This is a genomic window from Pseudomonas sp. 10C3 (assembly GCF_036346185.1).
GTDB lineage: Bacteria > Pseudomonadota > Gammaproteobacteria > Pseudomonadales > Pseudomonadaceae > Aquipseudomonas.
In genome coordinates this window covers 23355-44075 of sequence record NZ_JASJVE010000023.1, presented here as the reverse complement: position 1 = coordinate 44075, position 20721 = coordinate 23355, and the positions used below count along the sequence as shown (strand labels likewise).

The 20721-nt window shown below is 57.6% G+C and carries 21 protein-coding genes; 7 read left to right on the top strand and 14 right to left on the bottom strand.

Translation table 11 applies throughout. The features are described 5' to 3' along the window. The first annotated feature begins 3 nt into the window (after positions 1-3). Positions 4-1200 (top strand): osmoprotectant NAGGN system M42 family peptidase, encoded by a 1197-nt coding sequence (locus QN399_RS20780; protein WP_322180692.1) that lies wholly within the window; start codon positions 4-6, stop codon positions 1198-1200. A gap of 109 nt (positions 1201-1309) precedes the next feature. Beyond that, on the top strand, positions 1310-1537 hold the full coding sequence (locus QN399_RS20775; protein WP_219061558.1) for a YheU family protein: 228 nt from the start codon (positions 1310-1312) through the stop codon (positions 1535-1537). A gap of 6 nt (positions 1538-1543) precedes the next feature. Here QN399_RS20775 and csrA read toward each other — a convergent pair whose 3' ends face one another. The 4 genes from csrA to QN399_RS20755 form a co-directional block, all read right to left on the bottom strand. After that, positions 1544-1738: a carbon storage regulator CsrA gene (gene csrA / locus QN399_RS20770; protein WP_322180696.1), complete on the bottom strand. Its 195-nt coding sequence runs from the start codon at positions 1736-1738 to the stop codon at positions 1544-1546. Between the two features lie 178 nt (positions 1739-1916). Continuing rightward, positions 1917-2249, bottom strand: coding sequence for a YnfA family protein (locus tag QN399_RS20765; RefSeq protein WP_322180698.1), 333 nt, complete (start codon positions 2247-2249; stop codon positions 1917-1919). A gap of 99 nt (positions 2250-2348) precedes the next feature. Continuing rightward, entirely contained in the window at positions 2349-3164 is an 816-nt protein-coding gene (locus QN399_RS20760; protein WP_322180700.1) for an SDR family oxidoreductase, read from the bottom strand. A 106-nt stretch (positions 3165-3270) separates the two neighbouring features. Continuing rightward, positions 3271-3648 (bottom strand): DUF2784 domain-containing protein, encoded by a 378-nt coding sequence (locus QN399_RS20755; protein WP_322217357.1) that lies wholly within the window; start codon positions 3646-3648, stop codon positions 3271-3273. Positions 3649-3794: 146 nt separating this feature from the next. Here QN399_RS20755 and QN399_RS20750 point away from each other — a divergent pair, with 146 nt between their 5' ends. Further along, a complete protein-coding gene (locus tag QN399_RS20750) occupies positions 3795-3953 on the top strand; it encodes a DUF3309 family protein (protein WP_322180704.1) in 159 nt (52 codons plus the stop codon). A 122-nt stretch (positions 3954-4075) separates the two neighbouring features. On the opposite strand, the gene QN399_RS20745 is transcribed toward QN399_RS20750, so the two are convergent. The 3 genes from QN399_RS20745 to QN399_RS20735 all read right to left on the bottom strand — a co-directional run bounded on the left by QN399_RS20745 (position 4076) and on the right by QN399_RS20735 (position 7149). Beyond that, positions 4076-5734 carry a cation acetate symporter gene (locus tag QN399_RS20745; protein ID WP_322180706.1) on the bottom strand — a complete coding sequence of 553 codons (1659 nt, stop codon included), beginning with the start codon at positions 5732-5734 and terminating at the stop codon, positions 4076-4078. Continuing rightward, entirely contained in the window at positions 5731-6042 is a 312-nt protein-coding gene (locus QN399_RS20740; protein WP_322180708.1) for a DUF485 domain-containing protein, read from the bottom strand. Before QN399_RS20740 ends, QN399_RS20745 begins: the two co-directional genes overlap by 4 nt. Before the next feature lie 252 nt (positions 6043-6294). Next, complete coding sequence (locus QN399_RS20735; RefSeq protein ID WP_322180710.1) at positions 6295-7149, bottom strand: glycine betaine ABC transporter substrate-binding protein; 855 nt, start codon at positions 7147-7149, stop codon at positions 6295-6297. A 369-nt stretch (positions 7150-7518) separates the two neighbouring features. Between QN399_RS20735 and QN399_RS20730 the strand changes: the two genes are divergently transcribed. Beyond that, a complete protein-coding gene (locus QN399_RS20730) occupies positions 7519-9072 on the top strand; it encodes a glycosyl hydrolase family 17 protein (protein ID WP_322180712.1) in 1554 nt (517 codons plus the stop codon). Between the two features lie 572 nt (positions 9073-9644). On the opposite strand, the gene QN399_RS20725 is transcribed toward QN399_RS20730, so the two are convergent. After that, positions 9645-10016, bottom strand: a complete 372-nt coding sequence (locus QN399_RS20725; protein WP_322180714.1) for a hypothetical protein — start codon at positions 10014-10016, stop codon at positions 9645-9647. A gap of 239 nt (positions 10017-10255) precedes the next feature. Between QN399_RS20725 and QN399_RS20720 the strand changes: the two genes are divergently transcribed. The 3 genes from QN399_RS20720 to QN399_RS20710 all read left to right on the top strand — a co-directional run bounded on the left by QN399_RS20720 (position 10256) and on the right by QN399_RS20710 (position 13428). Beyond that, complete coding sequence (locus tag QN399_RS20720; protein ID WP_322180716.1) at positions 10256-11554, top strand: serine/threonine protein kinase; 1299 nt, start codon at positions 10256-10258, stop codon at positions 11552-11554. Beyond that, complete coding sequence (locus tag QN399_RS20715; RefSeq protein WP_322180718.1) at positions 11547-12350, top strand: VacJ family lipoprotein; 804 nt, start codon at positions 11547-11549, stop codon at positions 12348-12350. The genes QN399_RS20720 and QN399_RS20715 overlap by 8 nt, the downstream gene beginning before the upstream one ends. 223 nt (positions 12351-12573) lie before the next feature. Then, positions 12574-13428, top strand: a complete 855-nt coding sequence (locus QN399_RS20710) for a pirin family protein (RefSeq protein ID WP_322180720.1) — start codon at positions 12574-12576, stop codon at positions 13426-13428. A 126-nt stretch (positions 13429-13554) separates the two neighbouring features. On the opposite strand, the gene QN399_RS20705 is transcribed toward QN399_RS20710, so the two are convergent. The 6 genes from QN399_RS20705 to araD1 form a co-directional block, all read right to left on the bottom strand. Continuing rightward, the gene (locus QN399_RS20705; RefSeq protein ID WP_322180722.1) at positions 13555-13737 is read right to left on the bottom strand and encodes a hypothetical protein; all 183 of its coding nucleotides are present in this window, start codon (positions 13735-13737) and stop codon (positions 13555-13557) included. 169 nt (positions 13738-13906) lie between these two features. Beyond that, positions 13907-15073 (bottom strand): lactonase family protein, encoded by a 1167-nt coding sequence (locus QN399_RS20700; RefSeq protein WP_330201543.1) that lies wholly within the window; start codon positions 15071-15073, stop codon positions 13907-13909. 111 nt (positions 15074-15184) lie between these two features. Further along, the gene (locus QN399_RS20695) at positions 15185-17614 is read right to left on the bottom strand and encodes a glucose/quinate/shikimate family membrane-bound PQQ-dependent dehydrogenase (RefSeq protein ID WP_330201542.1); all 2430 of its coding nucleotides are present in this window, start codon (positions 17612-17614) and stop codon (positions 15185-15187) included. 92 nt (positions 17615-17706) lie between these two features. After that, positions 17707-18021, bottom strand: a complete 315-nt coding sequence (locus QN399_RS20690) for a DUF5629 family protein (protein WP_322180728.1) — start codon at positions 18019-18021, stop codon at positions 17707-17709. Between the two features lie 105 nt (positions 18022-18126). After that, complete coding sequence (locus QN399_RS20685) at positions 18127-19710, bottom strand: aldehyde dehydrogenase (NADP(+)) (RefSeq protein ID WP_322217370.1); 1584 nt, start codon at positions 19708-19710, stop codon at positions 18127-18129. A 12-nt stretch (positions 19711-19722) separates the two neighbouring features. Further along, on the bottom strand, positions 19723-20715 hold the full coding sequence (gene araD1, locus QN399_RS20680) for an AraD1 family protein (RefSeq protein ID WP_330201541.1): 993 nt from the start codon (positions 20713-20715) through the stop codon (positions 19723-19725). Between the last annotated feature and the right edge of the window lie 6 nt (positions 20716-20721).

Sequence of the window (20721 nt, the reverse complement as noted above, 5' to 3'; positions counted from 1 at the left end):
CTCATGACCCCTGCAAAAATCCTCGAACCGGATCTGAATTACCTGCAGAAAGTCCTGCTGGAAATGCTCGCGATCCCCAGCCCAACCGGGTTCACCGACACCATCGTGCGCTACGTCGCCGAACGCCTGGAAGAGCTGGGCATTCCCTTTGAACTGACCCGACGCGGGACCATTCGCGCCACCTTGAAGGGCAAGCAAAATAGTCCCGACCGTGCCGTCTCCGCACACCTGGACACCATCGGCGCCAGCGTACGAGCGGTGCAAGACAATGGGCGTCTGTCCCTCGCACCGATAGGGTGCTGGTCGAGCCGTTTCGCCGAAGGCAGCCGGGTCAGCGTATTCACGGACACCGGGGTGATACGCGGCAGTGTCCTGCCCTTGATGGCGTCAGGGCATGCGTTCAACACGGCGGTGGATGAAATGCCGATCAGTTGGGACCATGTCGAGCTGCGTCTGGATGCCTACAGCACCACCCGTGCCGACTGCGAATCGCTGGGCATCGGCATCGGCGACTTCGTCGCGTTCGACCCCCTGCCAGAGTTTACTGAAAGCGGGCATATCAGCGCGCGACACCTGGACGACAAGGCTGGCGTCGCGGCCCTGCTGGCTGCACTTAAAGCAATTGTCGACAGTGGCGCCGAGCCGTTGATCGACTGCCATCCGTTGTTCACCATCACCGAAGAAACCGGTACCGGCGCGGCAGGCGTGCTGCCGTGGGATGTCAGTGAGTTCGTCGGGATCGATATTGCCCCGGTCGCCCCAGGTCAGCATTCCAGCGAACATGCAGTGAGTGTCGCGATGCAGGACTCAGGAGGCCCTTACGACTACCACTTGTCACGGCACCTGTTGCGCCTGGGAGCCGAGAACGAACTGCCGGTACGCCGGGATTTATTCCGCTACTACTTCAGCGATGCGCACTCTGCCGTCACGGCCGGGCATGACATTCGCACCGCCCTGCTCGCCTTCGGCTGTGATGCGACCCATGGGTATGAACGCACCCACATCGACAGCCTCAGTGCCCTGAGCCGTCTACTGGGCGCCTACATGCTCAGCCCGCCGGTGTTCGCCAGCGATGCACAGCCGGCGAAAGGGTCCCTGGAGCGTTTCAGCCATCAGCTCGAACATGATGCCCAGATGGAATCCGACACCCGGGTACCGGCTGTAGAGAGCTTGATCGGTCAGCGCACCGAGGAGGTTTGAGGCATAGGGCGGTGGGAAACCTCCTGCCGCCCGGATGGAAGCATCGTCCTGGGATGTAGCCTGCTGACCTCAACCGCGCTAGCATCGCGGGAATTCATGCGAGAACCCCATGCTGATCCCCTACGACCAACTTGAAGCCGACACCCTTACCCGTCTGATCGAAGATTTCGTCACCCGTGACGGCACCGACAATGGCGACGAGACACCGCTGGAAACCCGCGTGCTGAGGGTGCGTCATGCCTTGGGCAAGGGTCAGGCGGTGATCGTATTCGAACCGGAAAGCCAGCAGTGCCAACTGATGCTCAAACACGACGTGCCCAAGGAATGGTTCGACTGATACCGGTCACGCCGTGGGCTCCGGCTCTTGCTCCGCCAAACGACTGGCGATGCGTCTGAAGACTTCCGCTCGATTGATTTTGATGTGCTTGGGTGCGGTAATTCCCAGCCGGACCTGATTGCCGTTCACGCTCAGAATTTGCACGGTGATGTCATCACCAATTGAAAAGGTCTCTCCAACTTCCCGCGTCAATATAAGCATTTTCCCTGCCCTCTTTTGTTACAAAGAGCAAAGATTGCACGGCGAAATCGGCCTCTTCAATGCATCTGCAGTAAATCAGTAATGCCCTTCATTCCGGCCAGACCGATCCTACGGAATAGGGCCACATGGCGATCAAAACCATAGGAGAAGTCAGCAACGCAGACAGGTTTTGGGTTTCTCAGGCGTTAGAAAATCGTGGGCCGAACAAGATGATGCTGGCGCCGATTACGCAGAGTGCGGCGCCCAGCCAATCGGACGTCAGTGGCCGAACCCGCTCGATCAGCCCCAGCCAACCAATGGATGCAACGATATAAATACCACCATAAGCCGCATAGGCACGTCCGGCGTATGTGGCTTCGATTCGGGTCAACAGCAACGCAAACAGTGTCAGGCTGAGCAGCGCCGGCAGCACCCATAACACGCTCTTGCCCATGCGTAACCACATCCAGAATGCATAACAACCGGCGATCTCGAACAACGCCGCAAGAAAAAACCACAGATAGTTGAGCACGTCGGCATCTCGTCAAGGTTGCAGGGGCAGATGCCGGCAACCCTAACTGCATGCTGGAGGCGGAGCAAGCCTTCGCGAAAACAGTGGCATGCGATCTACTTACTCGCGACCCGGCTTTGCCTTGGCGCGCATTTTTTCGGCCATGGAAATCATCTCGTCGTAGAGCATCTGCGGATTCTTCTGTTTCAGCTGCCAGGCCATGCGTCCTTGCTCGTGGGGCAGGATCATGAATTCGCCTTGGGCGACATGCTCAAAGATGTAGTCGGCAATATCGCTGGCGGTGATTGGCGAGCTTTCCAGCAGTTTGCCAACCTGGGCTTTCATCGCCGGGGTTGGACCACGGAAAGAATCGAGCAGGTTAGTCTGAAAAAACGACGGGCATACCACGTGAACACTGACTTCCTGTTGATGCAGTTCGACCAGCAGGCTTTCCGACAGCGCCACGACGCCGGCCTTGGCCACGTTGTAGTTGCTCATGGCCGGGCCCTGCATCAAGGCGGCCATTGACGCGATATTGATGATCTTGCCCTTGCTCGTTTCCAGCAACGGTAAAAACGCCTTGCAGCCCTTGACGACGCCCATGAGGTTGATCGCGATCTGCCAATCCCAATCCTCCAGCGACAGCTCGCTGAAAAAGCCACCGGAGGCAACGCCCGCGTTGTTGACGATAACGTCTATGCCGCCAAACTTCTCTTCGCACGCTTGGGCGAAGGCCGTCAGCTGGCTGTAATCCCGCACATCACAGCGTTGGATAAAACCGTCGCCGCCAACCTCGCGTACTGACTTAAGGGTTTCCTGCAAGCCAGGCTCATTGACGTCCGACAACGCCAATTGCCAGCCTTCACGGGCCCAGCGCAGCGCGATTTCGCGACCCAGGCCTGACCCGGCGCCGGTGATCATCATGCGATTTTGCATAGGGGAATGCCTTGTTGTTCCGGGGAAGATGAGTCGCAGTGTAGCGAAGGTCATCCCCGTAACACCTCACCATCCAATTGCTGAATACCAAGGGCAAACCCACGGCTTATAAGGCGTTGCGCTGACGCCAATGACGTCTTATCAAGCAGAAATAAACCACCCCATTGATCACCACAACCCCAGCGCCTAACCACAACTGGGTCTGCGGCGTAAGCCCCGCAGGGTAGATCAGCGGAATCAGGTAATGCTCGATAAACCCACCGCTGAAACCTTGATCACCCGCCTTCACGCGCAACTCGTTTTCCAGCGGTGTAAGCGGGCAGTACAGATGACATATCTCGACAGCCGCGCCCCATGCAACCGCCGGAAGGTGCAGTGCAATAAGCCAGCGCCAACGTATCGCCAGTAATCCACCGAACAAGGCAAAGAGAATAAACAGCACATGCATGAGGACAACGGCATCGGCGGCGATGTGATAAAGCACAGTTCTGCCCCCCCATGAAATATTACGACACAGACCACGGACTTTTTTCAAACAGCCGCAGTCGGATCATTTAAGCAGCACACACTTTACGCATTGGGCGTTAACTGCGTGAACTGCAGAAGCCACTCACCAAGAGGGAACTCGTCATGGGCATCGGCACAATTCTTATCATCATCCTGATCCTGCTGCTCGTTGGCGGCCTGCCGGTATTCCCGCACTCCAGAAACTGGGGTTATGGGCCATCGGGCATCATCGGGACTGTTTTGATCATTCTGTTAATCCTGGTCCTGCTCGGCAGGATCTAGTCCGCTGGCTGCAGAACGCCCCGCTTTATAGCGGGGTTTTTTATGGTTCAGCAAAAATAACCGTTTTCACGTCCATAAAAAAAGCAGCCCGAAGGCTGCTTTTTTCATGACATCAACAGACGTTAGTGAGCGACGGCGCCGGTGGCACCCAAGCCAGTCTGCGAGCGGACAAATTGCGGGAAGAACAAGGCACGTTCTCCCTCTGCCGCTTTGGACTTGTCGGTGATGGAGAAGAACCAGATACCGATGAACGCGATGGCGATGGAGAACAGCGCCGGGTATTCATACGGGAAGATGGCTTTCTCGTGGTGCATGATCGTTACCCAGATGGTTGGGCCAAGGATCATCAAGCCTACTGCGCTGACCAAGCCCATCCAGCCGCCAATCATGGCGCCACGGGTGGTCAAGTTTTTCCAGTACATGGACAGCAACAGGACAGGGAAGTTACAGCTTGCCGCGATGGAGAACGCCAGGCCAACCATGAACGCAATGTTCTGGTTTTCGAACAGAATGCCCAGGAAGATAGCCAGAACACCCAGTGCGAGAGTGGTGATCTTCGATACCCGAATCTCATCTTTCTCGTTGGCTTTGCCGCCCTTGATTACACTGGCATACAGGTCGTGAGACACCGCTGTTGCGCCAGCCAGGGTCAAACCTGCAACCACTGCCAGGATGGTAGCGAACGCTACCGCAGAGATGAAGCCCAGGAACAAGCTGCCACCGACTGCATCGGCCAGGTGAATCGCCGCCATGTTATTACCGCCCAACAGCGCGCCAGCAGCGTCTTTGAAGGTCGGATTGGTGCTTACCAACAGGATCGCGCCGAAGCCGATGATGAAGGTCAGGATGTAGAAGTAGCCGATGAAGCCTGTTGCGTAGAGCACCGACTTGCGAGCTTCTTTAGCGTCGCTCACGGTGAAGAAGCGCATCAGGATGTGTGGCAGGCCAGCGGTACCGAACATCAGTGCCAGACCCAGAGAGAACGCAGACACAGGGTCTTTCACCAAGCCACCCGGGCTCATGATCGCTTCACCTTTAGGGTGAACTTTGATCGCCTCGGAAAACAGGGTGTTGAAATCGAAGTTAACGTGCTTCATGACCATGATTGCCATGAAGGTTGCACCCGACAGTAGCAACACCGCTTTGATAATCTGAACCCAGGTAGTCGCCAACATGCCGCCAAACAGGACGTACATGCACATCAGGACACCCACCAGAATCACCGCGATGTAGTAGTCCAGACCGAACAGAAGCTGAATCAGCTTGCCGGCACCGACCATTTGCGCGATCAGGTAGAACGCAACCACCACCAGAGAGCCGCAGGCAGACAGCGTGCGAATCTGGGTCTGACCTAAGCGATAGGATGCCACGTCAGCGAAGGTGTATTTACCCAGGTTACGCAGGCGCTCGGCGATCAGGAACAGAATGATCGGCCAACCCACCAGGAAGCCGATCGAGTAGATCAGGCCGTCGTAGCCGGTGGTGAACACCAGCGCGGAAATCCCCAGGAATGATGCTGCCGACATATAGTCGCCAGCAATCGCCAGACCGTTTTGCAGACCGGTAATTTTACCGCCCGCCGAGTAATAATCTGCCGCCGACTTGGTGCGTTTGGACGCCCAGTAGGTGATGCACAGGGTGAAGCCGACAAACACCACAAACATGGCAATAGCAGCAACGTTCAGCGGTTGTTTTTGCACTGCACCGGTAAGCGCTTCAGACGCCCACAGAGTCGGTGCGAACACAGCAAGGCCAAGGGCCGTTAGTAGTCGCCGGATCATTGTTGGGCCTCCTTCAGAATCGCTTTGTTCAGGTCATCAAATTCACCGTTCGCACGGTATACATAGATCCCGGTGAGGATAAACGCTGAAAGAATCAGCCCGACCCCTATCAGGATCCCCCACGTGATTGATGATTCAGGGCTGATTTTGCCCCCGAGAACCTGTGGCGCATAAGCGATTAAAAAGATAAAGCCCGCATACAACCCAAGCATGATCGCTGAAAGAATCCAAGCGAACCGCTCTCTTTTTGAGACCAGCTCCTTAAAAAGGGGGCTGTTTTGAATCGAGATGTAAATGCTGTCGTTCATTATTTTTGTCCTCGCAGCACAGATGAGTTTGAACGAATTACACTTTAGTCTGGTCCTGAGCGCACTCCAGACGACCTTAGTATTAGAACGACATTAGCTACGATGCGCGACGACGCACGCTTATTTGAATAAAGCAGGGGGATGATTAAGCGAGATGGCGCGGATGGCGGGCAGTTATAGTCAGGCAAAAGGCCATCTTGCAGGAATGCAAGATGGCCTTGAAAGGTGCGACGTAGACGCGTTTAAGCGCTTTTACTTAGTCCACTCGGCAACACGTTCCGGGTGCTTGGCAACCCAGTCTTTCGCGGCGACTTCAGGCTTGGTGCCGTCCTGGATCGCGAGCATGACTTCACCGATTTCATCCTTGGAGTTCCAGGAGAATTTTTTCAGGAAGGCCACCACTTCAGGTGCCTTTTTCTCTAAACCCTTGCTGCCGATGCTGTTCACTGTCTCGGCTGCGCCATAAACGCCTTTTGGATCTTCAAGGAAGCGCAGTTTCCACTTGGCAAACATCCAGTGCGGAACCCAGCCAGTGACGGCAATGGACTCATGCTTTTCTTCAGCGCGGGTCAACTCGGCAATCATTGCAGCGCCGGAACTGGCCTGCAATTTGTAGCCCTCCAGGTTGTAGTCCTTGATCGCTTGATCGGTCTTCAGCATCACGCCTGAACCGGCGTCGATGCCCACGATTTTTTTCTTGAAGGAGTCATCGGTTTTCAGGTCGGCAACACTTTGCGCTTTGACGTATTCCGGGACGATCAGACCAATTTTGGCATCTTTGAAGTTAGGACCGTAGTCGACAACCTTGTCCTTGTTCTTGGTCCAGTACTCGCCGTGCGTGACTGGCAGCCAGGCCGACAGCATCAGGTCGAGTTTACCGGTCGCAACGCCCTGCCACATGATCCCGGTCGCAACCGGCATCAGCTTGACGTCATAACCAAGCTTCTGCTTGATCACTTCAGCCGCCACATGGGTCGTGGCAACGCTGTCAGACCAACCATCGACATAGCCGATGCTAAGCGTTGATTTAGTTTCTGCAATCGCCAGCGTGGAGCTGATCGCAAGTACCAGAGCGGCACCTGCGCCAAGGATTCGTCGAATCTTCATCGTTACTTCCCCGAAAGTGCTAGGCCCGACGACATGTCGAGCATGTTTAACGTTGTTTTTAGGGACCGCAGTTCATGCCCGGCTTTGGAGCGCTGCCGCCCCTTCACGCTTCGCCTGTTCACCTGCACAGACACATTCACCGTGCTGGCACCTTGATAATCAACCTGCAGGGGGATGCCTCCTGCTCTGTCAGCGACCTCAAGGCACCGAGAAACGACATCACCAATCCATCAACGACAAACCACCCTAAATAAGTGGTCTAGTCCGCCCGAACTTTGCATGTCCCTCTTCAGGTCAGCGCCAAAGAGCTTCTCCTGCCCTGGAAAAATACAGGTAACATGCCGGCCTCAGCCCCATTACGGCCCCATCATGCCTGCGATTTCCCGCTTTCCCGTTGCACCTTATCTGTTCGCGTGTCTGCTTGGTCTGTTCGCCCTTTGCGGCTTCTGGTATGGACTGGGGAAGCCGGTGATTCTGCCGGACGCGGCCACGCCTACGCACAAATTGCAGTGCGCCTCGTACACCCCGTTCGACAAGGATCAATCCCCGTTCGACCAGCCCTTCAAACTTCGACCGGAACGGATGGATGCCGACCTGGCCCTGCTCGCCACCCGATTCCAATGCATTCGCACCTATTCCATGACCGGACTGGAAGCCATTCCGGCGCTCGCGCGCAAACACGGGCTGAAGCTGATGCTAGGCGCCTGGGTTAATGCCAATCCCGTGGACACCGCCAAGGAAGTCGATGCACTGATCGCTTCGGCCAATACCAACGCTGACGTGGTCACTGCGGTGATCGTCGGCAACGAAGCGCTGTTGCGCAAGGAAGTGACCGGCTCGCAGTTGGCGAAGCTGATTCTTCAGGTCAAGGGCCAGGTCAAACAACCGGTGACCTACGCCGACGTGTGGGAGTTCTGGCTGCAGTACCCGGAAGTCGCGCCTGCAGTGGATTTTCTGACCATCCATTTGTTGCCGTATTGGGAAGATGATCCCAAGGGCATCGACGACGCTCTGGAGCATGTCGCACAGATTCGTCAGATCTTCGGCAGTCGCTTTGCGCCCAAAGACATCGTGATCGGCGAGACCGGCTGGCCCAGCGAAGGTCGCCAGCGGGAAACCGCTGTGCCGAGCCGAGCCAACGAAGCACGATTCATTCGTGGTTTTGTCGCCATGGCCGAACAGAACGGCTGGCACTACAACCTGATAGAAGCCTTTGACCAGCCGTGGAAACGCGCCGCCGAAGGCGCGGTAGGCGGTTACTGGGGATTGTTCGATGCAGACCGCCAGGAGAAAGGCGTGCTCGCAGGCCCAGTTTCCAACCTGCCTTACTGGCCTTTCTGGCTGGCCGTCAGTGGGCTGTTATTCGCGATGACTTTGGCAGTTGCTGGCCGCGTGTCCACCACACGCGCGGCGTTGGTCTTACCGCTGCTGGCCGCGCTGGGTGCTTGCTGCGTCGGCACCTGGGGCGAGCTGGCACGGATTACTAATCGTTTTGCGGGCGAATGGGTCTGGGCCGTGCTGTTGGTTGGTTTGAATCTGCTGGTGCTGACCCATGCCGCGCTGGCGCTGTCGGCCAAAGACGGCTGGCGGGCTCGCGCATTCCTCTGGTTTGAGGCCCGCGCCGGTTGGTGGGTAACCGCCACGGGGTTCGCCGCAGCGGTGATGATGCTGGCCATGGTGTTTGACCCGCGCTACCGCAGCTTTCCCACGCCGACCCTGATACTGCCCGCCTTGTTCTATCTATTCCGGCCAGTGCGTGTTCCGCGCCGGGAAGTCGCGCTGCTGACGTTCATCGTCGGTGCCGGTGTCGCGCCGCAGTTGTTCCAGGAAGGGCTCGCCAGCCAGCAGGCATTGGGCTGGGCATTGGTCAGCCTGCTGCTGACCGCTGCGCTGTGGCGTTGTTTGCGGGTCCGTCACGCCTGAACAGGCTGGGAATGTACCCATTGTGTTACCGGCCACACAAAGGCCGGTACCCATTCGGGTAACACGGAAACAAATGCTGATGATTTTTATCGACCGCACCGATACGATTTTATTTAAGTTACTGATTTTAAAGGATTTCTATAAACTGGCACGGCTCATGCTATATCTCTTGCACAACAAAAATAAAAACAAAGCAGCAACCCAATAAAAACAATACGTATCGGCTCTGACATAACAAGAACAACACGGACAGAGACGCAGCTAACAGATTTTTTTGGAGTGGAAGGGCTTTACCGGGGTTTCGATCCCGCAACCGGGCAGAGAACAATAAAACTACCTCAGGTAGCTACCAACGGGTTGGGTCACATCAGTGATCAAAGCAAGTCAGCGCTCAAAAAAATACGTTTGCTCTTGATCCCCAATGGGATCGCACAAAACAGCAGTAAAGGGACAGGTCGCCAAAAACAAGAACAGGCCACCCTACAATAATAAAAAAAGAGCACGCAATACGATTAGAGGGGAGCTTCGGCTCCCCTCAGTGCTGTCTGGGGTTTGAGATTCTGGATGTTGAATCAACGCACAGCGCGCGGTGCTCTGACCAACCGCAACCCGGCAATCACTACGGCAAACACTGCAAGGCTCGCACTGTAGAGCACCAGCGCCGGAATCCCGAACAGCACCGCTAGCACTGCCAAACCCCATCCGGCCCGACCTGGCACACAAAAAGCGATGACCGATGTCACCAACGCCGCCCAGGCGATCACCCCGAAATGAATCATCAACCCAAGGCTCGAACGCATCTGGCATTCCCAGTTCAATGCCTCGTTGGCGCAGAGACCGACCCAGCGGGCATCCTCCATCAACGAATAACGTAAACCATAGCTGGCAGCGAGCCAGAGCGGCAGAACGATCAGCAGCACAATCAGTGGCAGACGGCGGGACATGCAATACTCCAGAAACCAACGCGGCCGAAACCGGAAACGGCGCCCAGCATAATCGCCCGACACCCGTATGCAAGGGGCTCCAGCAATAATAAGACTGGCTTTACTGTCAGTTAACGGTACAGAACGTGTATCGTCTCAAACCTATACACGGCGTTCGCTTGCAAGTACGGCACTTTGGCACTACCCCAGTGGTCATAACCTGCGTACCTCACTCAGCACTTTCCCCAAGGGATTTAGTCATGCTCCGTTTTCTGCGCTGCGCTGCCGTTTTCGGCGGCCTCATTTTGAGTGCGTCCGCTCTGGCGGTCGATGTCGACCCGACCAGTTATGGCTTCCCCCTGACCAACCCCTTCGAAGCGACCATTGCCACAACACCTGCGGACCTGCGTCCAGACCTACCGGCCGATGCCGATATCGATCAAGCCGATTACACCCTTAACTTGCGTCCTGAACGCGATTTCACGCTGCCTGACAATTTCTGGGCAGTGAAAAAACTGCGCTATCGTCTGGCCAAGCAAAATCATCCGGCTCCGTTGGTCTTTTTGATTGCGGGCACCGGCGCGCCGTACACCAGTACGCTCAACGAATTCCTGAAAAAACTGTACTACGGTGCTGGCTATAACGTCGTGCAGTTATCGTCGCCCTCCAGCTTCGACTTCATGAGTGCCGCCTCGCGCTTTGCAACACCCGGAGTTTCCAAGGACGACGCGGAAGACTTGTATCGGGTGATGCAGGCCGTGCGTGCCCAACAATCGAACGTGCAGATCACTGATTACTACCTGACCGGTTACAGCCTGGGCGCACTGGATGCAGCCTTCGTCGCCCACCTGGACGAAACCCGACGCAGCTTCAATTTCAAGCGGGTGCTGCTGCTGAATCCGCCGGTCAACCTCTACACCTCGATTACCAACCTCGACAAACTGGTACAGACTGAGGTCAAGGGCATTAATAACAGCACCACGTTCTACGAACTGGTACTGGCCAAGCTGACCCGTTACTTCAAACAGAAAGGTTACGTCGATCTTAACGACGCGGTGCTTTTTGACTTCCAGCAGTCCAAGCAGCACTTGACCAATGAACAGATGGCGATGCTGATTGGAAGCACCTTCCGTTTCTCGGTGGCCGATATCGCCTTCACCTCCGACCTGATCAACCGCCGCGGGTTGATCACCCCACCCAAATACCCGATCAGTGAAGGGACCAGCCTGACCCCGTTCTTCAAGCGTGCGCTGCAATGTGATTTCAATTGTTACATCACTGAACAGGTCATCCCGATGTGGCGTGCACGCACCGACGGCGGCAGTCTGCTGCAACTGGTGGATCAAGTGAGCCTCTACGCGCTCAAGGATTACCTGCACAACAGCTCGAAAATTGCCGTGATGCATAACGCCGACGATGTAATTCTTGGCCCTGGCGACCTCGGTTTCCTGCGCAAAACGTTTGGTGACCGCTTGACTGTTTATCCCTACGGCGGCCATTGCGGCAACATTAACTACCGCGTCAACAGCGACGCCATGCTGGAGTTCTTCCGTGGCTAAACATCTCTTGTTTATCGCTGCCCTGTTGTGCGCAGGCGTAACCCATGCGGCCGATGTCCCACCAGCGGCCCATCCCCCGATCGTTGCCAGGGTCTCCAATCCGGACGGTTTCACCGAACCGTTGAAGTCACTGAAATTCAACCCGGGCCTGGACCAGCGAGAGTTCGAACGCGCGACCCTCAACGCCCTCAACGTCTATGACCCGTTAGAGTCGTGGAACCGTCGGGTGTATCACTTCAACTATCGCTTTGATGAGTGGGTATTCCTGCCGGTGGTCAACGGCTATCGCTACATCACACCGAACTTTTTGCGCTCCGGCGTCAGTAACTTCTTCAGCAACCTGGGCGATATCCCGAACCTGTTGAACAGTCTGTTCCAGTTCAAGGGCCACCGCTCGCTGAACACTACGGGCCGATTGCTGCTCAACACCACGGTCGGCGTCGCCGGGCTGTGGGACCCCGCGACCATGATGGGCCTGCCACGTCAAAGCGAAGACTTTGGTCAAACGTTGGGCTTCTATGGCTTGCCAAGTGGTCCGTACCTGATCCTGCCAATCCTCGGGCCATCGAACCTGCGTGACACCGCGGGGCTGGTCTTCGACTTTACGGCCGAATCGCAGATCAACTTCCTCAATGTCGCCCAGGTCAGCGACAATCACCCGGAAATCTACCTGTTGCGGGCTATCGACCGGCGCTACACCAACAGCTTCCGCTATGGTCAGGCGAACTCACCGTTCGAGTACGAGAAAGTGCGCTACGTCTACACCGAAGCGCGTAAGTTGCAGATTGCTGAGTAAGCAACTGAGCAACTGAGCAACTGAGCAAGCGTCATAAAACGGCCAGCCTGGGTAACAGGCTGGCCGTTTTATTGCCTGCTTTGTTATTGCCCATAACGATCAACTGCCGCTGACAGGGGAAAGCATCAGAATAATTGATAACCAAGGCATAAAAATCGCACCATTCCCTCAACGGGACAGGCATAACATAGTCGCCATTCCCACCTGATCAGGAGCTGCCGTGATGACTCAATTTCGCAACGTGCTGGCGATTCAAGCCGGTCAGCCTACTTCCGACGGTGCCGGCGTGCGCCTGACTCGTGTGTTCGGCGGCGAAAGCATGGAGCTGTTCGACCCGTTCCTGATGCTCGACGAGTTTGGCTCGGACAAGCCCGACGATTACATTGCCGGTTTCCCTGCGCATCCGCACCGAGGTTTCGAGACGGTCACCTATATGCTCGAAGGTCGGATGCGCCACGAGGATCATCTGGGCAACGTAGGCTTGCTCGAAGGGGGTGGTGTGCAATGGATGACGGCAGCCCGCGGGATTATCCACAGCGAAATGCCTGAGCAGGAGGAAGGTGTGATGCGCGGTTTTCAGCTGTGGCTGAACCTGCCGGCCAAGTCCAAGCTCAACCCCGCCAGCTATCAAGACATTCAACCGCAGAACATTCCCCGGTTGACCACGAAGGCTGGTGTGGAAGTGGTCGTGATCGCCGGGCAGTTCGACGACGGTCAGGTGCAACAGGCGGGTGCAGTGCAGCGCCCGGATACCGAACCGTTTTATTTCGACCTGCACATCCCCGCTGGCGCGAGCATCAGCCCGCAGATTCCACAGGGCCACCGCGTGCTGCTGTACGTTTACGAGGGCACCCTTGAACTTGCTGGTCAGCCACAAACAATCGACACCTGTCGTCTGGTACGCTTGTCTGACGTCGGTGAGTTGCAACTGCACAGCGCCTCAGGGGCAAAGGTGTTATTGATCGCAGGCAAGCCGTTGCGTGAGCCCATCGTGCAATACGGCCCGTTCGTGATGAACACCCGAGAAGAGATCGAGCAGGCATTGCGTGACTTTCGCGATGACCGCCTGACCGCCTGATCGACCGCGTAGTCGTTGGCATTGCAGAGACGGAGGATGACGCAGCATCCATAAAAATGTGGACGAATCCATTCCCCGTTATCGGTCTTATCGTTAACGGGGAATGGATTCATTGCAGAGAGGCGTTCATTGCTGGGTTTTGTGATCCAGTGCCGCGTAGAAATGGGCGCTTTGTTGCAGATATTTGGTGGTGTAGCTCTGGGTGACATTCGATTTTTTGTCGCTGATCTCGACACTGGCGCTGGCAGGCAGGGCGACAGCGGCGGAGATGGCGGATGCTGCAATGACAGAGAAGATATTGAAGTTCATGTCGTAAGCCTCGGATGTTCAGGTTGGATAACTGCCGTTTAAGGCCGTGACTCAAACTTACGCCCGGGGGTCTGATCTCAGAAATGCTTTGTACTGGTAGCCCATATCAACTCAATTAATAACAGGCTGCAGCGCCCGGAAAACGGGGCTTAAGCCTATTATTCAGGGGTTAGCGGGTGAGGAATCTGAAGTCAGAGGGTGAGTCGATGTCCATTTTTTGCACGGTTTCGCCCAAAAGACCGGTCTTGGTGTCGCGGCGGAGGATAACGATCTGGTTGCTTTTCTGATTGGCAATCAACAGAAAATGACCACTGGGGTCAATGCTGAACTCGCGCGGCTCAGTGCCCTCGACCGAGCGCCGCTGGACTTCCTTGAGCTGGCCGGTCGCCGGGGCGATGGAAAATACCACTAGCTGATTGGCCTCTCCCCGATTGGCGACATACAGAAATTTACCGTCCGCCGAGCTGTGTAGGCCTCCTGCGCTATTTTTCTGCTGCACGCTCTTGTCAGCCAGATCAATCAGCTGGGTGCGCTTGAAAACCCCGTCGTGGTAATCGAACAGCGCCACCTGCGCCGACATCTCCAATGTCAGATAGGCGTGCTTGCCGTCGTGACTGAACAACACATGGCGAGGCCCGCTGCCCGCAGGTAATTCCACCGCAGGGTTCCTGACGGGTTGAAGGGGTTGCCTGGCCTTGCTGTCGTATCGATAGACAAACAGCTTGTCGGCCCCCAGATCGCTGGCGATCAGGTACTTGCCGTCCGGTGTCGGTACGACCGAATGCACATGGGACGACGCTTGGCGCTCTGGATCGATATGGCTGGCCGGATGGCTGCTGGTTTGCGCAACGGCGGACAGCTTGCCCGACGAATCCACCGGCACCACTGCCAGCGCGCCGCCCGGATCGGGGTGCACGGCGTAGTTGGACACGAACAGGAAGCGTCCGTCAGGGCTCAGACTGGAATGGGTCGGCTCATCGCCCTTGCTCTCGACCTGATTGATCGGTGTCACTTCATGGCTTTTACCATTGATGGCGAAGCTGCTGACCTTGCCCACGGTGTTGCGCTGACCTGGACCGTTCTCATTGACCACGAACAGGCGGCGCTGATCGTCGGAAAGCGTCAGCCAGGACGGGTTTTCGCTTTTGATCACTTGGCGCGGGTGCAGGTCGATCTTTCCACTCTGACTGTCGAACCGGTAGCGGTAGATGCCTTCACTGTTACCTTGGGTGTATGACCCCACCAGCACATCGTACTCAGTGACATTTTGCGCTAAAACGGGGAAAGCGCTGATCCCACTCACCATCACCAGCCAGGGCAGAGTTTTACGGTTCATGAGCAGTTCTCTAATTGTTGGAGGTGTTGGGCGCCCTACTTGGCCAATCGCGCTATCGCCATCGATTCTATGACAGCGCCCGTGATGCAATCGTTTTATCGCGGCGTGTTATCAAGGTTTGGGCAGCGCGAATGCCATCACGTAATCGCCCTTCCGGGTGCCGAGCGAACCATGACCGCCAGCCATAATCAGCACGTATTGGCGACCGTCTCCACCGGTGTAGGTCATGGGCGTGGCTTGACCGCCCGCTGGCAGGCGGCCCTCCCACAGTTGTTTGCCGTTGCGGATGTCATAGGCCCGCAGGTATTGATCCAGCGTACCGCCGAGGAACGACACGCCACCGGCGGTGCTGATCGTGCCCCCCATGCTCGGCACACCCATGGGCAACGGAACCGGCAGCGGCGCACTGTCGCGAACTGTACCGTTCTTGTGTTTCCAGATCACTTTATGGGTGGTCAGATCAACCGCCGCAACGTAACCCCAGGCCGGTGCCTGGCACGGCAACCCCACGTGTGAAAGCAGTGGCGACAGGATCACCCCATACGGCGCGCCTTTGTTCGGCTGCACGCCTTGGGTTTCACTTTTGCGTGCAGGGCCGCCCTGCATGGCGGAGCGTGGCACCAGTGTCGAGGTGAAGGCCATGTAATTGGGCGAAAGAAAGGCAACCTGCCGCACCGGATCGACGGAGATGCCGCCCCAATTGAAGACGCCGACATTGCCTGGATAGATGATCGACCCCTGAGTCGAGGGTGGCGTGTAAATCCCGTCATAGCGCAGCGAACGAAACGTGATGCGACACAGCATCTGATCAATCGGAGTCACGCCCCACATGTCCGCTTCGCGCAGGCGCGGCGGCATCATGTTCAGCGCCGACATGGGCTGGGTTGGCGAGGTGAAGTCACCCTCCACCGCACCCTGCGGCACAGCGGTTTCCTTGATGGGCACAATGGGCGTACCGGTGCGGCGGTCGAGGACATAAATGCTGCCCTGCTTGGTCGATGCCAGCAGGGCCGGCTTGATCCCGCTCTCGGTCTTGAGGTCCATCAGTGTCGGCTGCCCGCCGACGTCCATGTCCCACAGATCATGGTGGGTGAACTGAAAGGTCCAGCGCACCTTGCCCGTGGCAATGTCCAGCGCGGTCACGCCGGCGCTGTACGGCTCAGGCTGCTGGCGATCACCGCCCCACTGATCCGGCGTATGGTTGCCCATGGGCAGGTAGAGCATGCCCAGCTTTTCGTCGACGCTCATCACCGACCACATGTTGGGCGAGTTGCGGGTGTAGGTCAGGCCGGGCAGGATTGGCTCGGTGTTGTCGGGGTTGCCGCTGTCCCAGTTCCATACCAGCTTGCCGCTGCGCACGTCGAAGGCACGAATCACCCCCGACGGCTCGTCGATGGATTCATTGTCGGTGACATGCCCGCCAATGATCACCAGATCGCGGGTGACCGCAGGTGGCGATGTAGAGTAATACCCGCCCGGGGTGAAGTCCCCGATATTGCGGGTCAGGTCGACCGAGCCTTGATCGCCAAACTCTTCGCACAGCGTGCCGTTATCCGCGTTCAGGGCGATCAGCCGGGTATCTGCGGTGGGCACAAAAATGCGCCTGGGACAGGTGTTCTTCACCGCCACGACGGCTTTGCCAGAGGGGGTTTTGCCAGAAAGCGCTTTACCCTCAGGGCTTGAGGGATACGCCCCGACATCATGGTAGGCCACTCCACGACAGGTCATGTGCGCCCAACCTTTAAAGTTGGCGGCATTCTGCGTGCTGAGTTTGGGATCGAAGCGCCAGATTTCTTTGCCGGAATCCGGGTCCAGGGCAATCACCTGGCTGTGCGGAGTGCACAGATAGAGCATGCCGTTAACCTTGAGCGGGGTGTTCTCGGCAGTGGTTTCCTGCGGATCGTTGGGACCCGGCAGATCGCCAGTGCGAAAAGTCCACGCGAGTTGCAGCTGATGCGCATTGTCCGGGGTAATTTGCGCCAGAGGTGAATACCGGTCACCGAACGCACTGCGCCCGTATGACTGCCAATCGCCGTCAGGCTGCTTTGGCGCACTCTGCTGCACACCCGCATCGGCACGTGCCAACTCACCCTTGATTTCATCGTACTGCGTGTATTGACTGGCCCATGCTGCAGCACCGGCAACCAACACTGCCAGGCTCAGACTGGCAGTGGAAAACCGTTGATGTTCCGGCCTCAAAGGACGCCGAACAGCCGGCAACAACAGTACGATGCCCAGGACAAACCACAAGGACAAGCGCGGAACCAGCTGCCACCAATCCAGCCCGACTTCCCACCACGCCCACAGCGTGCTGACGAGCAGCAGCACGGCATACAGCCCAATCGCCGCACGCCGCGCCAGAATCAGCAACACCCCGCTCAACGCAAAGCCGGCCCCGGCAAGTACGTAATAAAACGACCCGCCCAACTGCGCCAGCTTGACGCCCCCGGTCACCATGACCAGTCCTAACGCCAGCAACACCGTCCCGACCAGAGTCGGTAACAGGCCCGCACGTTTCTTTATTGCACCTTGGGTGCTCATAATGGATCTCCCTATCGTTTGTGGCTCAAATCCGTTGAGCCGATGTGAAACGCAGTATAGCTGCCGTAAGAAACTCGACCCGTCGACGCGAATCAGTCCCGCCCGGAAGCGTCGTCGACGTCGACGTCTTCGTCCACATCATCATCGCTTGGCGTAAACGCGCTGAGGCACACGATCCGGTGATCAGCACTACCATCGCTGAGGGTCCAGCTCTGCAATTGCGTATCAAACGTCGCTGCCTGCACCTGCGCAAGGCTGAAACGCCAGATTTTGCGCTCGCGACCGTCTATTGCCTCAACCTCCAGATGTTCGTCGCCCAGAGAAAACTCCCAGGCATGCAGCCCGTCAATTTCCAACATGTTGGCCGTTTGCAAGGCCGCAAGCAGGGTTTGGTTAGTGCTGGTCATAACGTTCAATCGCCTGAGTTAAAGGACGAATGATAGGCCAAACGGCGGGACGTTCCCACGCACTGCCAATCTCTGTTTATGAATGACCCTGAATTCCCCACCGAATCAGCCCATCGCAGCCGTTGACGCCACCCCATCCACCAATCGCTGAATGCCCAGCGGGTTGGCGTTTTTTAGGGCGGCGGGCAGTGCGCTGTCCGGGTAGTTCTGGAAACACACCGGGCGCAGGAAACGATCGATCGCCAACGTCCCCACCGACGTCCCACGGGCATCGGAAGTCGCGGGATAAGGCCCGCCGTGCACCATCGAATCGCACACCTCGACCCCGGTCGGATAACCGTTAAGCAGGATACGGCCGACTTTCAGTTCCAGCAGCGCAGTGAGTTCGCTGAACTGCTGCAGGTCGCCCGGTTCGGCGATCAAGGTCGCGGTGAGCTGACCGTGCAAGCCGTGCAGGGCTTCGCTGAGTTGGGCTTGATCGACGACTTCCACCACCACGGTGGTCGGGCCGAATACTTCTTCCTGCAACACCGCGTCGCCGTTGAGCAACAGGCTGACATCGGCCTTGAACAGTTGTGGCCGGGCCTGATTACCCTGCTGTTCACTGCCTGCCAGGTGCGCGATGCCAGGGTGCGCCTGCAATGCCTGCAAACCTTTGGCATAGCTGCCTAGCGTGCCCGCATTGAGCATGGTTTGCGGCGCTTGATCGTTGATCTGCGCGCTGAGCTGTTGCACGAATTCGCTGAACGCGGGCGAGCGCAGACCAATGACCAGACCGGGATTGGTACAGAACTGACCACACCCCTGAACCACCGACGCAGCCAGTTCGCCGGCAATGCTTTCGCCGCGTGCAGCCAGGGCCTCGGGAAGGATGATCACCGGGTTAATGCTGCTCATCTCGGCGAACACTGGAATCGGTTGTGGGCGCGCTGCCGCCATGTCGCACAGGGCGCGGCCACCTTTGAGCGAGCCGGTGAAGCCCACGGCCAGAATCGCCGGATGTTTGACCAGCGCTTCACCCACGCCGGCGCCGTAGATCATGTTGAACACGCCGGCCGGCATGCCGGTCTTTTCCGCCGCGCGGATGATCGCATCAGCGACCTGTTCGGCGGTTGCCATGTGCCCGCTGTGGGCCTTGAACACCACCGGGCAACCGGCCGCGAGGGCCGAAGCGGTATCGCCACCGGCCGTCGAGAACGCCAGCGGAAAGTTACTGGCGCCGAACACGGCAACCGGGCCCAGGCCGATGCGGTACTGACGCAGGTCCGGGCGTGGCAAAGGTTTGCGTTCCGGCAGCGCCTGATCGATTCGCGCACCGTAGAAATCTCCACGGCGCAGGACCTTGGCGAATAAGCGCATCTGGCCACTGGTACGTCCGCGTTCGCCCTGGATACGCCCGGCAGGCAGCGCGGTTTCACGGCAAACCATGGCAACGAAGTCATCGCCCAGCGCGTCGAGTTCATCGGCGATGGCGTCGAGGAATTCAGCCCGTTTCACTGCGCTCAATTGACGATAGATCGGGTACGCGGCAGCGGCTGCCTTGGCGGCGCTGTCGACTTCTTCGAGGGTGGCCTGATAGAAGTCGTGGGGCAGCTTTTCGCCGGTGCTGGCGTCGACGCTGTGCACGATGACCTGGCCGGCAGCGCTACGCTGGCCGCCGATGTAGTTGTAACCAAGAATGTGGGACATGAACGGTGCTCCTTAAAGGGTGCCAATGGCGCCGGGCTGAAAAGCCGCTTCAGCCGGGGCGATGCCGTTGATCAACGGGGCGCCGAAGTCGGCCTGACTGATTTCGAACGTATCCCCTGGCCGAGCGCACACGCCGTCGGCAAAAGACAAGGTCGCGGTGCCGAAGAAATGAATGTGCACATCGCCCGGACGCAGGAATTGGCTGTACTTGAAGTGGTGGTATTCGAGGTTCTCGAAGCTGTGGCACATATTGGCCTCGCCACTGAGGAACTCTTTTTCCCAGAGCACCGTGCCGTCACGAAGGATCCGGCTGGTGCCCGACAGGTGTTGCGGCAGTTCGCCGACCCGTAACTCCGGGCCAAATGAACAGGCGCGTAATTTGGAGTGAGCGAGGTACAGGTAGTTCTTGCGCTCCATCACATGGTCGGAAAACTCATTGCCGATGGCGAAGCCCAGACGGTACGGCGTGTGGTCAGGACCAATCACATACAAACCGCTCAACTCCGGCTCTTCGCCAGCATCTTCAGCGAACGGCGGCAGCGGGAACGAACGCCCTGGGCGAACGACGATGCCGCCGTCGCCTTTATAGAACCATTCTGGCTGCACTCCGGCCTGGCCAGCGGTCGGTTTACCACCCTCAAGACCCCATTGAAAAATGCGCATGCTGTCGGTCAATGTCGCGTCATCAACCGTGTGCTGGTGCATTTTGTCCCGCGTCGCAGCACTGCCCAAATGTGTCAAGCCAGTACCGCTAACCAGCATGTGTGCCGGATCGGGATGGTCCAGCGGTGACAGAATGCGCAGGTCTTGCAGCAGTTGCGGGTAATCGTGATCGGTACCCAGCCCTTGACGTTCGACCTGTTGCACCAGACTGACGCCCGCCTCAATGGCGGCCAGCGCCAGTTCGCGAACGCTGGCAGCGCCCACCACTTCGCGCACCCGCTCGCCGTCCACCACGCCAACCCGACGCTGGCCATTGCTCAATTCGAACTGTACTAAACGCATGTGCAT